This is a genomic window from Nostoc sp. NOS(2021) (genome assembly GCF_017115025.1).
Classification (GTDB): Bacteria; Cyanobacteriota; Cyanobacteriia; order Cyanobacteriales; family Nostocaceae; genus Nostoc.
The window spans coordinates 23,981-40,937 of the sequence record NZ_JABXKM010000061.1 but is presented as its reverse complement, the minus strand read 5'-3'; the positions used below and the strand labels follow the sequence as shown (position 1 = coordinate 40,937).

16 protein-coding genes are annotated in these 16,957 nt (G+C 42.5%); 8 read left to right on the top strand and 8 right to left on the bottom strand.

The features are described 5' to 3' along the window. Positions 1-67 precede the first annotated feature (67 nt). Complete coding sequence (locus tag HWQ41_RS07205) at positions 68-1,132, top strand: peptidoglycan-binding protein (protein ID WP_292761016.1); 1,065 nt, start codon at positions 68-70, stop codon at positions 1,130-1,132. A gap of 457 nt (positions 1,133-1,589) precedes the next feature. Next, positions 1,590-1,943 (top strand): phage holin family protein, encoded by a 354-nt coding sequence (locus HWQ41_RS07200; protein WP_292761014.1) that lies wholly within the window; start codon positions 1,590-1,592, stop codon positions 1,941-1,943. 29 nt (positions 1,944-1,972) lie between these two features. Here the strand turns inward: HWQ41_RS07200 and HWQ41_RS07195 are convergent, their stop codons facing one another. The 3 genes from HWQ41_RS07195 to argS are packed head-to-tail and all read right to left on the bottom strand — an operon-like array spanning position 1,973 to position 4,871. Further along, complete coding sequence (locus HWQ41_RS07195) at positions 1,973-2,413, bottom strand: cobalamin biosynthesis protein (RefSeq protein WP_292761012.1); 441 nt, start codon at positions 2,411-2,413, stop codon at positions 1,973-1,975. A 37-nt stretch (positions 2,414-2,450) separates the two neighbouring features. Then, complete coding sequence (locus tag HWQ41_RS07190; protein WP_292761010.1) at positions 2,451-3,014, bottom strand: Uma2 family endonuclease; 564 nt, start codon at positions 3,012-3,014, stop codon at positions 2,451-2,453. Positions 3,015-3,059: 45 nt separating this feature from the next. After that, the gene (gene argS / locus HWQ41_RS07185; RefSeq protein ID WP_292761008.1) at positions 3,060-4,871 is read right to left on the bottom strand and encodes an arginine--tRNA ligase; all 1,812 of its coding nucleotides are present in this window, start codon (positions 4,869-4,871) and stop codon (positions 3,060-3,062) included. Positions 4,872-5,186: 315 nt separating this feature from the next. On the opposite strand from argS, the gene HWQ41_RS07180 reads away from it, so the two are divergent. Next, complete coding sequence (locus tag HWQ41_RS07180) at positions 5,187-5,405, top strand: type II toxin-antitoxin system HicB family antitoxin (RefSeq protein ID WP_292761007.1); 219 nt, start codon at positions 5,187-5,189, stop codon at positions 5,403-5,405. Here the strand turns inward: HWQ41_RS07180 and HWQ41_RS07175 are convergent. The 5 genes from HWQ41_RS07175 to glyS form a co-directional block, all read right to left on the bottom strand. Continuing rightward, positions 5,364-5,480 carry a hypothetical protein gene (locus HWQ41_RS07175; RefSeq protein ID WP_292761069.1) on the bottom strand — a complete coding sequence of 39 codons (117 nt, stop codon included), beginning with the start codon at positions 5,478-5,480 and terminating at the stop codon, positions 5,364-5,366. The two genes, HWQ41_RS07180 and HWQ41_RS07175, sit on opposite strands and share 42 nt — an antisense overlap. A gap of 269 nt (positions 5,481-5,749) precedes the next feature. Further along, the gene (locus tag HWQ41_RS07170; RefSeq protein ID WP_292761006.1) at positions 5,750-5,944 is read right to left on the bottom strand and encodes a hypothetical protein; all 195 of its coding nucleotides are present in this window, start codon (positions 5,942-5,944) and stop codon (positions 5,750-5,752) included. Between the two features lie 126 nt (positions 5,945-6,070). Further along, complete coding sequence (locus HWQ41_RS07165) at positions 6,071-6,484, bottom strand: PAN domain-containing protein (protein ID WP_292761004.1); 414 nt, start codon at positions 6,482-6,484, stop codon at positions 6,071-6,073. A 127-nt stretch (positions 6,485-6,611) separates the two neighbouring features. Further along, on the bottom strand, positions 6,612-8,078 hold the full coding sequence (gene murD / locus HWQ41_RS07160) for a UDP-N-acetylmuramoyl-L-alanine--D-glutamate ligase (protein WP_292761002.1): 1,467 nt from the start codon (positions 8,076-8,078) through the stop codon (positions 6,612-6,614). 83 nt (positions 8,079-8,161) lie between these two features. After that, positions 8,162-10,315: a glycine--tRNA ligase subunit beta gene (gene glyS, locus HWQ41_RS07155; protein WP_292761001.1), complete on the bottom strand. Its 2,154-nt coding sequence runs from the start codon at positions 10,313-10,315 to the stop codon at positions 8,162-8,164. Between the two features lie 278 nt (positions 10,316-10,593). Here glyS and HWQ41_RS07150 point away from each other — a divergent pair, with 278 nt between their 5' ends. The 5 genes from HWQ41_RS07150 to HWQ41_RS07130 all read left to right on the top strand — a co-directional run bounded on the left by HWQ41_RS07150 (position 10,594) and on the right by HWQ41_RS07130 (position 16,878). Beyond that, positions 10,594-11,184 carry a PEP-CTERM sorting domain-containing protein gene (locus tag HWQ41_RS07150; protein ID WP_292761000.1) on the top strand — a complete coding sequence of 197 codons (591 nt, stop codon included), beginning with the start codon at positions 10,594-10,596 and terminating at the stop codon, positions 11,182-11,184. A gap of 714 nt (positions 11,185-11,898) precedes the next feature. Next, positions 11,899-13,188: a glycosyltransferase family 4 protein gene (locus HWQ41_RS07145; RefSeq protein ID WP_292760998.1), complete on the top strand. Its 1,290-nt coding sequence runs from the start codon at positions 11,899-11,901 to the stop codon at positions 13,186-13,188. A gap of 449 nt (positions 13,189-13,637) precedes the next feature. Then, positions 13,638-14,285 carry a TetR/AcrR family transcriptional regulator gene (locus tag HWQ41_RS07140; RefSeq protein ID WP_292760997.1) on the top strand — a complete coding sequence of 216 codons (648 nt, stop codon included), beginning with the start codon at positions 13,638-13,640 and terminating at the stop codon, positions 14,283-14,285. A 285-nt stretch (positions 14,286-14,570) separates the two neighbouring features. Next, positions 14,571-16,208 (top strand): efflux RND transporter periplasmic adaptor subunit, encoded by a 1,638-nt coding sequence (locus tag HWQ41_RS07135; protein WP_292760996.1) that lies wholly within the window; start codon positions 14,571-14,573, stop codon positions 16,206-16,208. A gap of 205 nt (positions 16,209-16,413) precedes the next feature. Continuing rightward, on the top strand, positions 16,414-16,878 hold the full coding sequence (locus tag HWQ41_RS07130; RefSeq protein WP_292760994.1) for an RpiB/LacA/LacB family sugar-phosphate isomerase: 465 nt from the start codon (positions 16,414-16,416) through the stop codon (positions 16,876-16,878). Positions 16,879-16,957: the final 79 nt, after the last annotated feature.

Here is a 16,957-nt window from a genome sequence, read left to right as displayed (position 1 = left end):
AAATACAGCTGTATTTTAGACCAAGCGGCTGTACCATTAGCATGAGAATATTCTGGGAGTAAATTCCATGCAAGGCAGCCTGACAGCAAGTATTTTGAGTTACTTAAAATTACTAGATCCAACTGTAAATCGCTGTAGAATGGAAAAACGGCAAAAAGGTTGGTGGACAAAAAGCTCTAAATCTTTATCAGCCATTGAAATACTCTTGTTCTCCACTACACCTCTCTTGATTGCCTCAACGGCTGTAGTATCAATAGCTGCACCACAAAAAATTGCCCAAGTAAATCCTGGAGATAGCATCAGCCGCCCTACCCTCAAAGTTGGTAGTCAAGGCGAACGCGTGTCTGAACTTCAAGCAGCTCTGAAACTTTTGGGTTATTACTCTGGTGCAGTAGATGGTGTATATAGTCAGAATACGGCCAGTGCTGTTTCCCGGTTTAAACAAGCAGCTGGCTTAAATCCAGATGGCGTTGTTGATGCCAGCACTTGGCAACGACTTTTCCCTAATGAATCGGTAGCAGCATCAACCGCCCCTTCATCCCAGCCAAGATTTAACTCAGCTACGAATTTTCCTGTTCCAACCCAGCCTAGCAACGTCACCAACGTTGCAAATCCTAACCCCAACCCTCCAAAAAAAGCTGTAACACAAGCTGCGAGCAGCCCTAAGCCAAAACCTGCCACCCGAAAAAAACCTGTAACACAAGTTGCGACCAGCCCTGAGCCAAAACCTGCTACCCGAAAAAAACCTGTAACACAAGTTGCGACCAGCCCTGAGCCAAGACCTGCTACCCCAAGAAAAGCTACAACTTCAAGGACACAGAAAACACCGAATCGTACTACATCAACTACTCGAACTCAGTCAAACACAACTACTAAGCGAACCCCTGGTATTCAATACACCTCAGAAGGATTGCCAATTTTGCGTATAGGATTACGTGGTTCTGAAGTTGTCAAGTTGCAAGAACAACTGAAAAAGCTTGGTTTATTGAAAGGCGATGCCGATGGAGATTTTGGCGTGACAACCGAGGAAGCTGTGAAAGCTGCACAAAAGCGCTATGGTTTAGAAGCTGACGGTGTAGTTGGTGGCTCTACCTGGGAGGTTCTTTTGCGGCGATCGCCCCAACCGCGTTAGGCTGATACTAAAGTTGCCAACTATATAGCGGTTCTTAATTGCATGGGATACAGACCACTCGTAAGGGCACAGCAATGCTGTGCCTCTACCATGTATTGCATCCAAACGAGAACTGCTATAGTGCAATTTTGCTAGTTCCCTTAATGACTTTGGAACTTGCTAGTGCTAGATACCCTCTTTTAGATACAGAGGTTTCTCGACCAAGAGAAACTTCTGTAGGAGTTTTGCTGCTCATCTCATTTTTAATGAATTTAATTCGTGGTACATCCTGCAATACGATAAAGATACCCTGATTGAAAGTATCTCTCTATGCGATCGCTGAAAAATTACATTGTTTTTGGGCTGATAAGAGAGTACAGCAACTTTAAGAGCTAGATACAACTACGCCTGATGGTGTTACAGATTACAACTGGCAATAGTCAAATTAATTAAACTGCTAATTCCTCTAAAAAAACTTATGCAAAACTTTTTATTAACTTGGCTCGGTAGTGCGGTGGCGTTATTTATTACTGCTAATATCGTTCCGGGATTCTTTATCAAGAATTTTGTGACTGCCCTGGTCGCTGCCCTTGTTATTGGTCTGGTTAATGCATTTATTAGACCAATTTTGCAGATTTTGACGTTTCCGATTACCTTACTCACCTTTGGTTTATTTACATTAGTGATCAACGCCTTAACCCTTTGGCTGGCAAGTGCCCTCACTCCTGGTTATGGTTTTGAGATTCAGGGCTTTTTACCTGCTTTATTAGGTTCAATTGTACTAGCAGTTGTTTCTAGCATAATTAACTATTTGTTGAGAGTGGTTGACTAGAAAAATTAGTAAATTGTAATACTAATATTTTAAGCTTGGGCAACAGCTAGTGTTACCGCTCCTGGTTGCCCTTGTAACTGGAAAATTTGTTTAGGAACTAAGAACCTCACCCGCAATTCCTCTATGCTTCTAAAGGGGAAAACAGTCAACGATGTGAGTTGAGCGGCTGCAAGAATAGCAGCTGCTTCTGCTACGCTAGGTGTACCTACTTTGTGGTCGGTAATTGTGGCAGGGTTGGGGACACAGACAGAGCGAAGGATTTGGGCAGAAAAGGTTTTTAGGGGCAAATGGCGGAGGTTGCAAAGTTCTACTAAACCAACTTCCGAGGCTTTGGTGTCAATGCTAGCAATCCCTGCGATCGCACTTTGAAAAAGTTGATTTTCTCGAAAAACTTGCTCAATTGCCCGATCAATCAACTGCCATGAGGTTCCCCGTTTACAACCGATCCCTACCCATAAAACCTGTTGCACTTGCTCTATTTCCTTACTTAGTTCGTCAGGGTTTGGTTTATTCCAACAGCCAACCAAATAAATCTCCCACCGTCAGCCTCAACTCACTTGCAAAATCTGGCACAGGGAGTAAAGCTTCTAATTCATCCAACATGACTGGCTGTTGATTGCGGATGTACACAAATACCGTTTGTTCCTCTGGATCAATTAGCCAACCCATTTGTGTTTCATAATTCAGGCAATGTAAAATATTTTTTGTAACTTTCGTTTGTCTTTGGTCAGGTGATAGAATCTCTATAGTCCAATCGGGAGCTGCTTGGAATACATTAGCAACTTGACCATTTTCGTCACGGGGAATTCTTTCCCAAGTAAACACAGAAACATCTGGCACTATTGACCTTCCACCAAAAGTACACCGCAGTTCTGGAAAAACACGAGCAATTCGCTTGGGCTTCACTATTGAGTTGATGGTGCTAACCATTTCACCTCGAATTGTACTGTGCTTTCCCTGTGGCATAGGTTTTTGAATAATTTGACCATCGATGTACTCACTAGCGGGCTTCGTTTCTGGTAGCATTAGAAACTCCGCCAAAGTTATGTTTTTAGATGGTGTCCGTACCATTTGCGATCGCCTCCAACTCCACCAATTACGAATTACGAATTAGTATTACATCCTCTCCAATACCTGAATTCCCAACAAAGATAATCCCAACTTCAGGGTTCTAGCGGTCAAATCACACAGAATCAAGCGAGATGTTCGCTGTGGTTCCTCCGCCTCCAGCACCTGAACTCCCTGATTCCGGTCATAAAACTGATTAAACTTTTTACTCAGTTCATACAAATACTCACATAAACGATTGGGCAGCAAGTCTTGCCCTACACTACTAATAATTTCATCCAGTTGAAGTAAATATTTTGCCAGCGCTAATTCTGTTTCATGCTCCAACAGAACGGCATTATTTCCCAACTCCTTAAAGTTAATATCACCCTTGCGACTAATCCCCTGAATCCGCGCATAAGCATACAGCATATAGGGTGCAGTATTACCTTTGAAATCCAGCATTTTATCGTAGCTGAAGATATAGTTACTGGTGCGATTTTGGCTTAAGTCTGCATATTTAACTGCACTGATCCCAACTATCCTAGCAACTTCATTAATAAATTCTTCAGTTTCTTGGCGTTCTTCTTCTTGTAATCTAGTTTTTAGGTCAGCATGGGCACGAGAAACAGCTTCATCTAATAAATCCCGCAACCGCACAGTATCTCCAGAACGAGTTTTGAATTTCTTACCATCTTCTCCTAACACCAACCCAAAGGGAATATGCACTAATTCCACATCATCGGGAATCCACCCGGCTTTGCGTGCTACCTGGAAGAATTGGGCAAAATGGTTTGCTTGTCCAGCATCGGTTACATAAATTATCCGCTTTGCTTGATCCTGCTGAATCCGGTAGCGGAGGGATGCTAAATCTGTAGTGGCGTAGTTATAACCGCCATCTGATTTCTGCACAATTAAAGGTAGAGGTTCACCTTCTCTATTTGTAAAGCCTTCCAGAAAAACGCATTTTGCCCCTTGATTTTCTACGAGTAATCCAGATTTTTCTAAATCTTCCACAACTTTTGGTAGGAAGCGGTTGTAGAAAGATTCGCCTCGTTCAGTTAAGTTGATATTCAGTAAGTCATAAATTACTTTAAATTCTTTTCGAGAAGCTTCACAAAGAAAAAACCAAGCGTGTTTTGCTGGTAACTCATTAGATTGTAGTTCTACTACTGCTTTACGTGATCTTTCTCGAAAATCAGCATCTTCATCAAATTTTTTCTTAGCTTCTCTGTAAAACTGAACCAAGTCTCCTATATTTATAGAGGGAGAGTTAATAAAACCCGGTTGATTGTCCGCCTCATAATATAGACTATTCCAAAAGGAATTATTTTCAGAATCAAATTCACGAAGATGAGTAATTAACATTCCAAACTGCGTACCCCAATCACCCACATGATTTAATCGCAGTACGTCATGTCCTTGAAATTCTAAAATCCGGGCGATGGAATCACCAATAATTGTCGAACGCAAGTGTCCGACGTGCATTTCTTTAGCAATATTCGGACTGGAAAAATCCACAATTTCCCGCTTGGGCGTTTTCGCGGCTGGAACTCCTAGTCTGGGATCAGCTTGAATCGCGTTTAGTTGCGCTTCTAAGTATGCCGTTTTCAGTTTCAGATTGATAAATCCTGGGCCAGCGATTTCCGGCGGTTCGCAGATTTCGGATACATCTAGTTTCTCAACGATCGCAGCTGCGATCGCTCTTGGTTGCAATCCTTTCTTTTTACTTAGGGATAAAGCCACATTCGCCTGATAATCACCAAATTTAGGATTGCTAGCAGAAACCAAAATTGGATCTACTCCAGCGAAGTCAGCGCCAAAAGCCGCAACTATTGCCTGTTCAAGCTGAACTTTTAGTTTTTCTTGTGTAGAGTTCATATATAAATTTTATCTGTCAGAAGGGAAATGTAGCTCTGGAAAAGCTTGATTATTAACTTTAGCATTAGACATCTCCAGAAATTAAATATGCGTTAACCAGAACCCTTGTAGAGACGTAGCAGTGCTACGTCTCTACATTCTTTTTCGGAGATGTCTATTTCATTTTGAGCAGCTCGATTCATGAGAAATATTTTTATCCATCTACTTAGCAATGCTCAAACCCACTACTGTAATAGTATCTGGTAAGCTAAATCTTGATGTGTCAATTGGTACTCTTAAAAATATCTGGAGACAAGCTCAATTGGAGGAAGACTAATGCGTTATACAGTTGTGATTGAAAAGGGAGAAACTAGCTACGGCGCTTATGTCCCTGATTTACCAGGTTGTGTAGCTGTGGGTAAAACTTTAGAAGAAGTCAAGCAGATGATTACAGAAGCTATTGAATTTCATCTAGAAGGAATGCTAGAAGATGGTTTACCGGAATTAATGGGTTTAAAGCCCCGTCGTTCGCGCGATCGGCTTTTGTTCTATTAATGATCGAAGAAACTCCCTGATAATATCTGTTTTGGTTCGCTTTGCTTTTTTTGCATATCGCTCAAGGGCTTTCATCTCATCTTGGGAAAGTCTAATGTGCAACTGTTTTTCAAGCATTTAGTGTACCAATGTGCTACACTAATTATAGTGGAAAGGTAATCAACCACTTAAAAAACCTAGCCGTCGAAAGACAAAGCACTGAACCTTGACAATTAAATCTATGCGGTTCTACTGCATTGTTCTAGTTTCCTCCTAGCAGTAGGTAAAAGATTTATAGGAGCTAGACGACTCAGAATTTTGAGACTATTTGTTTCAAACTAAACAGGACTTGCACGGCAGTTGCTTTAAGTCGGCATAGCCGCCCAACGCACTGCCTCAGCAATGCAACTACCGAGGGGCACTCGGAAAGTTAAGGCTTGGGGAGAGTCCCACCTCTGGGCTAGGTAACGCAAGGAACCTAGTTTAAGTGGTCTCATTGAACCAAGAATCCCCGTCCATTTATGGCGGGGAGTGTCAACTATTCCTAAACCTACAAGCATTGCTCATGGGGTTGAAGTTGCAAACTACAGCAAAACATAATTATCGGAAACCACTAAATTAGGGCTAAACAATCCTTCTAGAATATTTAAGTCTATGTGATGATGCGATCGCACTGCACTTTTAACTTACAATTTCACACCGGATACACAGCAGTCATTTGGGTTAGATGCTGGGGCTACAGATTTTAAATAACAAACAGCACTAGGACCTTGTGGCCCTGGTCGAACATAGGTATAAGCAATACAGCCGGTATCATTAATACAAGCCTCCTGGCAAATTGAAGCGTATGCTGAAATCGTAAAAGAATAGTAATCGCTACCTGGTCTATCTCTACCAAATTCAGCAGTTACCGCATAACGTGGAATAGTGGTTGAGATTGGCGCCACTTGAGCTACGGCAGGTTGAGCCAATGGTGTGAAGTTTACAATCGTACTAAAACCTAAAATCAGTAAAAGTGCCAACCCAAAAAATATAATATTTCTTGGGAAAACAAAATTTTTCTTTGCATATTGCCAAGTGGCGACCATTTTTAATTTCATAAATCTCTCCTAGCTGCACAGTATTATCAGTTGTGTAGAATACAGCTATTTGCTACCAAATACAAAAATTGTTAATAATTTTACATGATTCATTCACTGTGTGACTTGCAGCTACACAGTGAATGAGCTAAGGCAGAGGGGATGAAAGAATCGAGTTGTATTGAAGCTTCTCTGCTTTTGCCCAAGCAAGGCACAACTGACGGAAACGATCGCCCCGCACCTCAAAATTCGGGTACTGGTCGAAACTCGCACAAGCCGGGGATAGCAACACCACAGACGCTTGATACTCCTTAGCTAATTCCGCCGACATGGGAACTGCCCTCTCCATCGTTTCCACAATATAGTAAGAATGATACCCTACCTCTTGGAGACGTTTGGCAAATGCAGGAGCAGCAGAGCCAATCAATAACACAGCAGCAGCTTGAGAGTGAATTTGTGCTAGCCAAGCAGTATCATCACCTGCTTTAGCTTCTCCACCAGCAATTAAAATCGCTGGACTGTTAACGGATGCTAAACCAACTTCAGCAGCATCATAGTTGGTAGCTTTGCTATCGTTAATGAAATCAATACCTTTCCAAGTGCAGATATGTTCCAAACGATGGGCAACGCCAGGAAATTCCCGAATTGCACGCGCGATCGCATCGCAATTAATTCCCGCTAATCGTGCCGTTGCTACTGCCATCAAGAGATTTTGCTGATTATGTTCTCCCACCATCTGCAAAGTAGATACTTTCACAATCGCTTCTGGTGCAGAGGTTGCACTCAACTTTTCCACAACCCAGTCGTCTTCGATGTAAAAGCCTTTTTCGCTAATCAGAAAATCTTTTCCTTTCACACTTGTCCAATAGGCTTCAGGCCAAGCACTTAATCCTAACTTGCTCAAGTAGGCATCATCGCCATTGAACACTTGCAACTCAGACTGACGTAATAACTTGGCTTTGATGTTGTAATAGTTCTCTAAAGTCTGATGGCGACTAAGATGATCCGGTGTGAAAGTCGTCCAAACACCAATACGAGGAGCAAGAGAGACAGAAGATTCTATTTGATAACTGCTAATTTCCGCAATCACCCAATCGAGTGAAGAGTTAGGAGTTAAGAGTGAGGAGTTATCAAATTTTTCTTCTGCTCCCCCTGCCCCCTGAGATAGGGCAACTTCACAGGCGGCGTAGCCAATATTACCGCAGGCGGGTGCATCTAATTCTGCTGCTTGGAAAATGGCAGCAATTAAAGCTGTGGTAGTAGTTTTGCCGTTAGTACCAGTAATTCCTACCCAAGGTAGCGAGCGCAAATTTCGCCAAGCGAGTTCCATTTCCCCAATGGTTTCAATACCTAATTGGCGTGCCTCAACTAATACGGGAATATCCCAAGGCACACCAGGACTAACTACTATTAATTGCGGTAAATTAGCACCATTCAATTCTAGGGATTGGCCTAGTTTAACGGTTATTTGCTCGGCAGCGAGTTCTTGTTGTTGTAGTAGGAGGGTTTCGGAGGTGTTGCCATCACTCAGCTCTACCTCCCAACCTTCCCGTTTCAACAATCTCGCCGCAGCAACACCGGACTTTCCCAATCCAATCACAGAAGCTCTAGGCATAGATTGCAGCAGAGTGTCCCTGGTTAAGCAGTCCCATATTAGCGTTTATTGGCAAAAATTACACAAGTTTTTGTTAACCTACGCTACAGATTTTTGACGATCGCCCCAAAGTCAGCTAAAACACGGGCATGATTGCGAACTAATCCCAGTAAGTGTAATCGATTACGCTTGACTTCTGGATCGGAGTCCATAACTAAAACACTATCTGGGCCATCAAAGAAGTTACTAACTGTCGGAGCAATTTTTGTTAGTGCTGCTACTAACAGTTGATAATTTCGTGTCTGCTGTGCTGCTTGAGTTTGGGGTACTGATTCGATTAGGGCATTATACAAAGCGATCTCAGAGGGCTTTTGAAATAATTCTTGACGCACTACGGTTGTGGGTTCTAGCTGTTTTGTATCCAAATCACCTTGGGCGGCTAATCGTGTGGAACGGTTAACGGTTTCGTAGATGTTATCTAAGGTACTGTCGTTACGGATTTGTTGTAAGTATAAGGCGCGATCGCGTACATCTAATAAATCCTTTAACGTCCGTTCTGTGTATTCCGCGTCATTTTCTCCCAAAACTGCATTTACCAAATCGTAATCAATCTGCTTTTCTTCTTGCAGTAAAGTGCGGATGCGTTGTAAGAAAAACTCTTGTAATGCTGCGGTTAATGATGCCTGATCTTTGTGATATGTTGCTGCAAAATCTGTTGCTATTTGCGTCAATAAATCATCTAAATTTATCGGTAAATTATCAAACCAAACAATTTTAACTACAGCATTAGCAGCACGGCGCAAGGCAAAAGGATCAGAGGAACCAGAGGGAATTAAACCTAAACCAAAGATACTCACCAAGGTATCTAATCTATCTGCCAAACCGACAATTTGACCCGTGAGTGTTCCAGGTAAAATGTCACCGGCTCCTGTTGGCAAATAATGTTGAAAAATAGCTTTTGCTACTTCGGCATCTTCACCACTGGCTAAGGCATATTTTTCTCCCATAATCCCTTGTAATTCTGGGAATTCATAGACCATTTGTGTAACCAAATCTGCTTTACATAATAAAGCAGCGCGTTGGATTCTTTGGCTTTGATTTTCCTCTAATTCTAATTGGCTGCTAATTTGCTCGGCAATTTTAACTACTCTATCTACCTTCGCACGCAAAGAACCCAATTCTTCTTGGAAAGTGACTTTTTCTAATTGGGGTAAAAAGCTTTCTAAAGGCTTAGTTAAATCAGCTTCATAGAAAAATCTGCCATCAGCTAATCTGGCACGAATTACCCTTTCATTCCCGACGGCAACAATATCTGACTTCTGAGGATCACCGTTAGAAATAGTGATGAAATTGGGCAATAATTCTTGCTCAAAACTATTTGGTTTAAATACAGGGAAATAACGCTGATGAGTAACCATGACTTCAGTAATTACCTCAGTTGGTAATTCCAAAAATTCTGGTTCAAATTTACCGACAACCGTGGAAGGATATTCTACAAGGTTGGTTACTTCCGCTAACAAATCGGGGTAAATTACTGTATACCCGCCTAAATTCTGTGCTACTGCATTTACTTGCTTTTCAATCTCATATGCCCGTTCTTCTGGGTCAACGGTGACATAAGCAGACTTGAGGGCGGTAACATAATCAGTAGCTTGAGCAATTGTCACAGGTTTAGGATGCAAGACACGATGACCTTGGGAAATGCGATCGCTCTGAATCGTTTTAGAACCATTAACTAATTCTAGAGGTAGCACCGTCTCATCTAACAAAGCTACTAGCCAGCGAATTGGTCGGGAAAACCTCGCATCCCCATTTCCCCAACGCATCAACCGCTTACCTTCCAAACCCCAAATCCACTGGGGAACAAGTTCTGTCAAAATTTCCGCTACAGGACGACCGGAAATTCTTTTTTGCACAAATACAAATTCCCCTTTGTCAGTGGGGCGAATAAACAGCGCATCCACTTCCACACCTTGCTTTTTAGCAAAGCCTGCTGCTGCTGCTGTCGGCTGACCATCTTTAAAGGCGGCTTGGGCGGGGGGCCCTTTAATTTCTTCTTCTCGGTTTGGTTGCTGAGATGGTAGACCTTTAATTACTACCGCCAGCCGCCGGGGAGTACCGTACACTTGGACACTTTCGCCCTTGAGGCTGTTTGCTTCCAGGCTTTGGGGAATGCGTTCCTGCCATTGCACTAAAGCATCACTGAGAAAACTTGCAGGTAGTTCTTCTGTACCAACTTCTAATAGAAACCCAGGCATAGGACACTGTTTTCAACTTTGCGTAGCTCAACTTTATCAGTTATTATCTGGCGATCGCTCGTGATTTTTAGTCAGCCTTACCAGATACATCTTTGGATTGTTAGATAGATTTGGCATTTTCTCCAAAACTTCACAAAAAAGTGTTTCTCTTCATTGATTTTTTACATTTGCTACCGTAGTTTCATGCAGTATTTACTTATACATATTTCTATCGTAAGCTGAGTGATGTTTGATGCATTGATATCTGCATCATGTCAATGAATTTTGGAGTTAGAACAATGAAAAATATTTTTACCAAAATCGCTGTGATCGCAGCAACCAGTACTGCTCTTAGTGTTGCGATTGCTACTGGTGCTAACAACCCAGCTCAAGCTATTGATTTAAACTTTAACTGGCTAGGTAATGCCGGTTATTCAGCAGTAGGTTCATTCAGCTACGACGCGGCTACAGCACCGACAATTATTTCAGAAAGTGGTAGTGGAGCGACCAAATTTTTACAATCCTTGAATGTCTCCTTCTTAGACCCATCTAATAATTCTCTGGGAACTTATAACACCGTTAGTGGTGGAGTGTCACAATCTGATTTCTTCACTTTCAACTTTGATACTTCCACTCAGAAATTGTTTGGCCCCTTTGATGTAGGAGGAGGGACGGGTGTAATCGGAGAATATTTCTTTCAGGGAACGGTTGGCGACTCTTTGGTATTACGTCAGGATGTCAATCAACAGGGAACGTCAACACTAGTAGATCAAAATTCTGGCTCTATTCACTTAGCCCAAGTCCCTGAACCTGCTTCTATCTTGGGTGTACTGGCATTTGGGATGTTGGGTGTAGGTTCAACTCTGAAGAAAAAGCAAGCCTCTTGCTAGAAAGTAGGGCTTCCTAGTCAGAGGTAGCCAAATTTAGTTTATAGTTCAGTGAACTGGCGAGTTGATCATTCAACCTTATCGGTTTGCGATCGCTCAAATACTTTTTAACACAAGTATTCGAGTGATCGCAATGATTGGACTTACGCACTGTAAAAATTAATCATGGTATGCATTTTTTACCAAAATAGGTTGTTCCAGTAATAATATTGAATCCAATCCTGATCACTTGGTTAAAAATACTTCATGTGCCACTTTACAAGGTGGAATGTAGGTTTGATACACAAGATTAAATATAATGCTACAATCGCCTAAGTGTAAATTTAAATATTAGATTCTGATTTAAATTAGTGAAAACTTATCATGCGTATGATAATAAACTTAAATCAATTACCAATTATCAGTAAACACTGGTAATTGATAACTAATAATTAACAACTACAGCAGATTTCAAGGAAAGTGAAGTACACAACCCAAGTCTCAAAGCCAGGCACAAAGCCTGTTTTACTTCTGAATTCTGACTCCTGAATTCTGAATTGTGCTGTATTAAAATCCATCGATAAAAGTCCTAAACAGTCTTGCTTGCAATTGTGATTTAAAAAATCATCACCGACTCACAACCTAAATTAAACAATAAAAATAGAGCGCCTACTGAAATTAGCAGTAAATCCGCTCATCTCAGGCTGTATTCACAAAATTTATAATTATAAATAGCTCATGCACATTCTGATCTATTCCTACAACTATCATCCAGAGCCGATTGGAATTGCTCCCTTAATGACTGAATTGGCCGAAGGACTAGTAAAGCGAGGTCATAAAGTGCGGGTGATTACCGGAATGCCCAACTATCCTCAGCGTCAGATTTACGATGGATATCGGGGTAAATGGTACGTTACTGAACAAAAAAATGGCGTCACCATTCAACGAAGTTACCTGCGGATTCAGTCTAAACCAAACCTCGTGGATCGGCTTTTATTGGAGTTGAGCTTTGTTTTCACGAGCTTACCCCAAGTCTTTAAAGGCGAACGTCCAGATGTGATTATCTTAACAATTCCGCCTCTACTAGGTACGTTACCAGCAACAATATTTGGTTGGTTATACAACTGCCCAGTAGTTCTGAATGTGCAAGATATTCTCCCAGAAGCTGCCGTGCGTATTGGGCTATTAAAAAATAAGTGGATGATCCGAACTCTTGCAGCCCTAGAGAAATTTGCATATCGGACTGCACACACTATTAGTGTGATCACCGATGGGTTTCGTGAGAATTTAGTGAATAAGGGAGTACCTGTTAATAAAATCGTTTGTATTCCCAATTGGGTGAATGTAAATTTCATTCGCCCCTTACCGAAAGAGACCAACTCCTGGATATCTAGCCATCAACTCGATGGGAAATTTGTAGTACTTTATTCGGGTAACATTGCTCTAACGCAAGGTTTAGAGACAGTAATAGAAGCAGCAGTTTGCTTACGTCATATCAGAGATATTGTCTTTGTCATTGTTGGCGAATCAATAGCATTGCGAAGGTTGCAGGAATATTGTCTATTAAATGGAGCAGATAATGTTTTGCTGCTACCATTGCAGCCGCGAGAAAAACTACCCGAAATGCTAGCAGCATCTGATATCGGGCTGATTGTGCAAAAGCGGAATGTGATTTCGTTCAATATGCCTTCAAAAATACCACTGCTGTTGGCGAGTGGTAGCCCGATTGTGGGTTCAGTTCCCGCTACTGGTACTGCTGCTAAAGCAATCCAACTCAGTGGTGGTGGGATAATTGTTGAGCCAGAATCACCCGATGCAATGGCCGCTGCGGTGCATAATTTATATGCTAATCCTACTCTAGGGGCGAGGCTAGGTAAGACAGGAAGACAGTTTGCCGAAGAAAACTATTCCTTGGAGCAAGCACTTGATCGGTATGAAGGGCTGCTTTCTCATATTGTTGCTAACCGAAAATCAACTGTGGGTATTTTACCAAAATTGGATTCTAAAAAATCAGTTGTGGATGGTTGAAGGGGATTGGGGCATACAACAAAACCCTGATTAGGGAAAATTAAATCACCCATTTGGGTGAGTTAAAAATCAACCGATCGGATGACCTGAGTGTAGGAAGTTGAGACTACTCAAAAATAGGACTCTAGAGAACACTAAGGGACTTGCACGTTGTTCTTGGTGAGGATAACTTGATGAAACTCGCAACCTTGATTAATAGAGCTGAATTAATCAGCGTAGGCGTAGCCCGCCGTTGGCGTACCACTTCCTGGAAGCAAGCTACGCGCAGCGTGTCGCAGACAAGCGTCTCGTAGAGAAGGCATCGCTCCATAGGCATTTCTTCCCTAAGATCAGTACTCACTACTACTCAAGAGCGATAAACTCATCTGTAACTTATACCACTATTTTCTGCTGTGTGGTTATAATGCAAGCAAGCACTTACATGTGCAAGCAAGCGCTTGCAAACGCTCATGGAAAACTTAGCATCAAGGACGGCACAAACTCGTGCACGCTTGATAAAGTCAGCAACTAAGGTGTTTGCAACAGCAGGTTTAACCGGAGCCACAACGCGAGAAATTGCTCGTGTTGCTGCGGTCAATGAGGTAACTTTATTTCGTCATTTCCAGAATAAAGAGCAACTACTAGCTGCTGTAATTACCGAAGCGATCGCTTTACAAGCCCAAGCTTTAGTCCATCACGACGAGTGGACTCAAAACCTATACATTGACCTCAAGAATTATGCAAGGCTTTGCAACCAGATGATAGAGGAGCATGAAGACCTGATTCGGACATTTATTGGGGAAGCGAAGCGACATCCCCACGCCGCCCGTCTGATCTTATACGAAACTGACAAATCGCGGCGCGAACAGCTGGTTGTTTACTTGCAGAAGAGTCAAGAGAAGGGCACAGTGTCCTTAGATATAAATTTGAAAGCATCTGTGGATAGTTTCACGGGTATGTTGCTTCACGGTATGCTGCGTTTTAGCGATATACCTACCACAGTAGGCTACAGTCGTGAATGCTACATGGAAACTTGTGTAAATTTATTTGTGCGCGGTATTAGTACTTTGCCATTGAAGGAGGTAGGAGGTTCTGTTGATGTGCCTGTAATAAGATGAACCGTGCTTGTTCTCTGAGCTAAGGCGCTGAGTTTATACTGACTAAGAAGGTTTTATAAATTACACTTTAAAAAATTGATCGGAGTTAAAAAATTTACAAATTAACCATAATGTGATCAACCATATTTGTTCGTTTTAGGTGCTAGACATCGTGAGCGATCGCCCAAATACCCAAGCATATTTGTCACCTAGATAGAGAAAAAAGGCTAAAAAACTATTCAAACAATGCTTTTTTAGCGAAAAGTAGATTGCCCAAGTTTAAATCCACAAAACGAGAAAATAAAGATGTCCCATTCTGAGTTTCCTGACTCTCGCCTTCCCATTGAAATAGAACAGCCTCCTGTTACTGATTCTAGTCAAGAGTCGCAACCATTGCCAGAGCGATCGCCTAAGCAACCTCAAAAGCGGCGTTGGCCTCTAATCTTGGGAATCGTCCTGTTAGTTGCGGGTGTTGGTATTGGTTGGCGCTGGTGGCATACTAGTCATGCTAGTAATGCACCATCGGGTGCTGGAGCAGCGGCTGGTCAACCCGTAATTCCCGTCAAGCTAGCAACTGTGAAAACTGAAACTGTGCAGGATAGTTCGCAGTTTATTGGCTCCTTAGAGGCACCACTCTCTGTACCAATCAAGCCACAGGTTGGAGGGCGAATTACCCAGATTTACATCAAAGAGGGCACCCGTGTTCAACAAGGGGAAGTAATTATTAGCCTACAAATTGATGATGCCCAAGCCCAGCTACGACAAAAACAAGCAGCACTGGAACAAGCACAGGCAAATCTTGCCGAACTCAAAGCCGGGACTCGAAGAGAAGTAGTTTTCCAAGCCAAAGCCCAGCTAGATCAAGCCCAAGCAAAATATCAAGACGCCGTATCTGGATCGCTACCACAGCAAATTCAGCAGGCTGAAGCTCAAGTTAATTCTGCCCAATCCGATCTAGTGTTAGCACAAGCACGAGCAAAGCGATACGCACAATTAACAAAAGAAGGGGCAACTTCCCAAGATAGCCTAGATGAATACCTCAAAAACAAAGGTAGTGCTGAAGCGGCGCTGGTTGCAGCCCAGAAAAACTTAGAGCAACTCCGCAAAAGCAGAACTGCTAATATCCAGCAGCTAGGTGCTGCCTTAGAACAACAGAGACAATACTATAGGCAGCAGGTGAACGGCAACCGCCCAGAAGATATTGCCCAAGGGCGATCGCAAGTAAGCCAAGCAGCGGCTCAAGTCCAGTCGGCTCAAGTCCAACTGCAATACACAAAAGTTCTAGCTCCTTTTACAGGTATTGTTGGTGATATCCCAGTTAAGGTAGGACAGTATGTGGGACAAGGTGATCAACTCACCACATTGACCAAAAACGACTCTTTAGAGCTGAATATATCCATTCCGCTAAGTCAAGCCAGACAGTTGCGTTTGGGATTACCTGTGCAAATGCTCGATGCCCAAGGCCAACCCACAGCAACGGGTAAGATCAGTTTTATCTCCCCAAATGCCAGTTCAGATTCACAGACAGTTTTGGTGAAAGCGAACTTTGGCAATTTGAGAAATCGACTGCTTAATCTTCAGTCAGTCCAAACCAAAGTAATCTGGAATGAACATCCAGGAATCTTAATTCCAGTTACAGCAATAACTCGCTTGGGTGGAGAAACTTTTGTGTTTGTAGCTGAAGCCCCGCAGGAAAAGCCAAAATCTGAAGCCCCACAGGAAAAGCCGAAAGCTGAAGCCCTACAGGAAAAGCCGAAAGCTGGAGGGCCATCTTTAGTAGCTCAACAAAAGCCCGTGAAATTGGGAGTAATTGAGGGGAATAATTATCAAGTTATCGAAGGACTAAAAGCTGGGGACAAAATTGTTGTTTCCGGTATTCTCAGCCTAACCAATGGCGCTCCCGTCACTCCTGCACCTGATGAAGCGGGTAGTCGGAAGCCTTGACCGAATTTTAGATTTTAAATTTGGGATTTTGGTGAAGCAGCGCGGTGAGCGAGGCGCTAACAGCGGGTTTCCCGACTTGAAGTTTAAATTGATGGGTGAGCAACTTCGTAGTAAAGACTTTAGTCCTTATCTTCTAAGCACTAAAGTACTTACTACAAACCCTTCATTACTAGCTTGACAAAGTACTACTTTCAAAGGGGAATGCATGAGAATCGCTATTGGCAGTGATGAACGCACCAACCTTACCGACAGGATATTGGAAGAACTTAAGCAACGTGGGCATGAAGTTATACCCTTCGGTTCCCTAGCCGAGAATGATCCTGAAGTCGATTGGCCTCTCAGCAGTAGTAAAGTTGCTTTGGCAGTGGCAACCCAGAAAGCAGATGAGGGGATTGTCTTTTGTTGGACTGGTACAGGCGCATCTATTGCCGCCAACAAAGTCTCTGGGATACGTGCAGCTTTGTGCCATGATGCCGAGACTGCACGCGGGGCCCGCATCTGGAATCATGCGAATGTCCTAGTATTAAGTTTACGTGCAACTACAGAAGCGATCGCTAAAGAAATATTAGATGCCTGGTTTAGCACACCCTTTTCTGATGATGAGTGGAATCTGCTGCAAATGGAGCGGATTAGACAGCTAGAGCAAAGTGTAATGGGATCAAAAATTTAAACTCAAAACTTCGTTGACCAGTCTTTGATACTCATTAATGAAGCTTGGAACTCCATTAATGAGTCTTTGATACTCATTA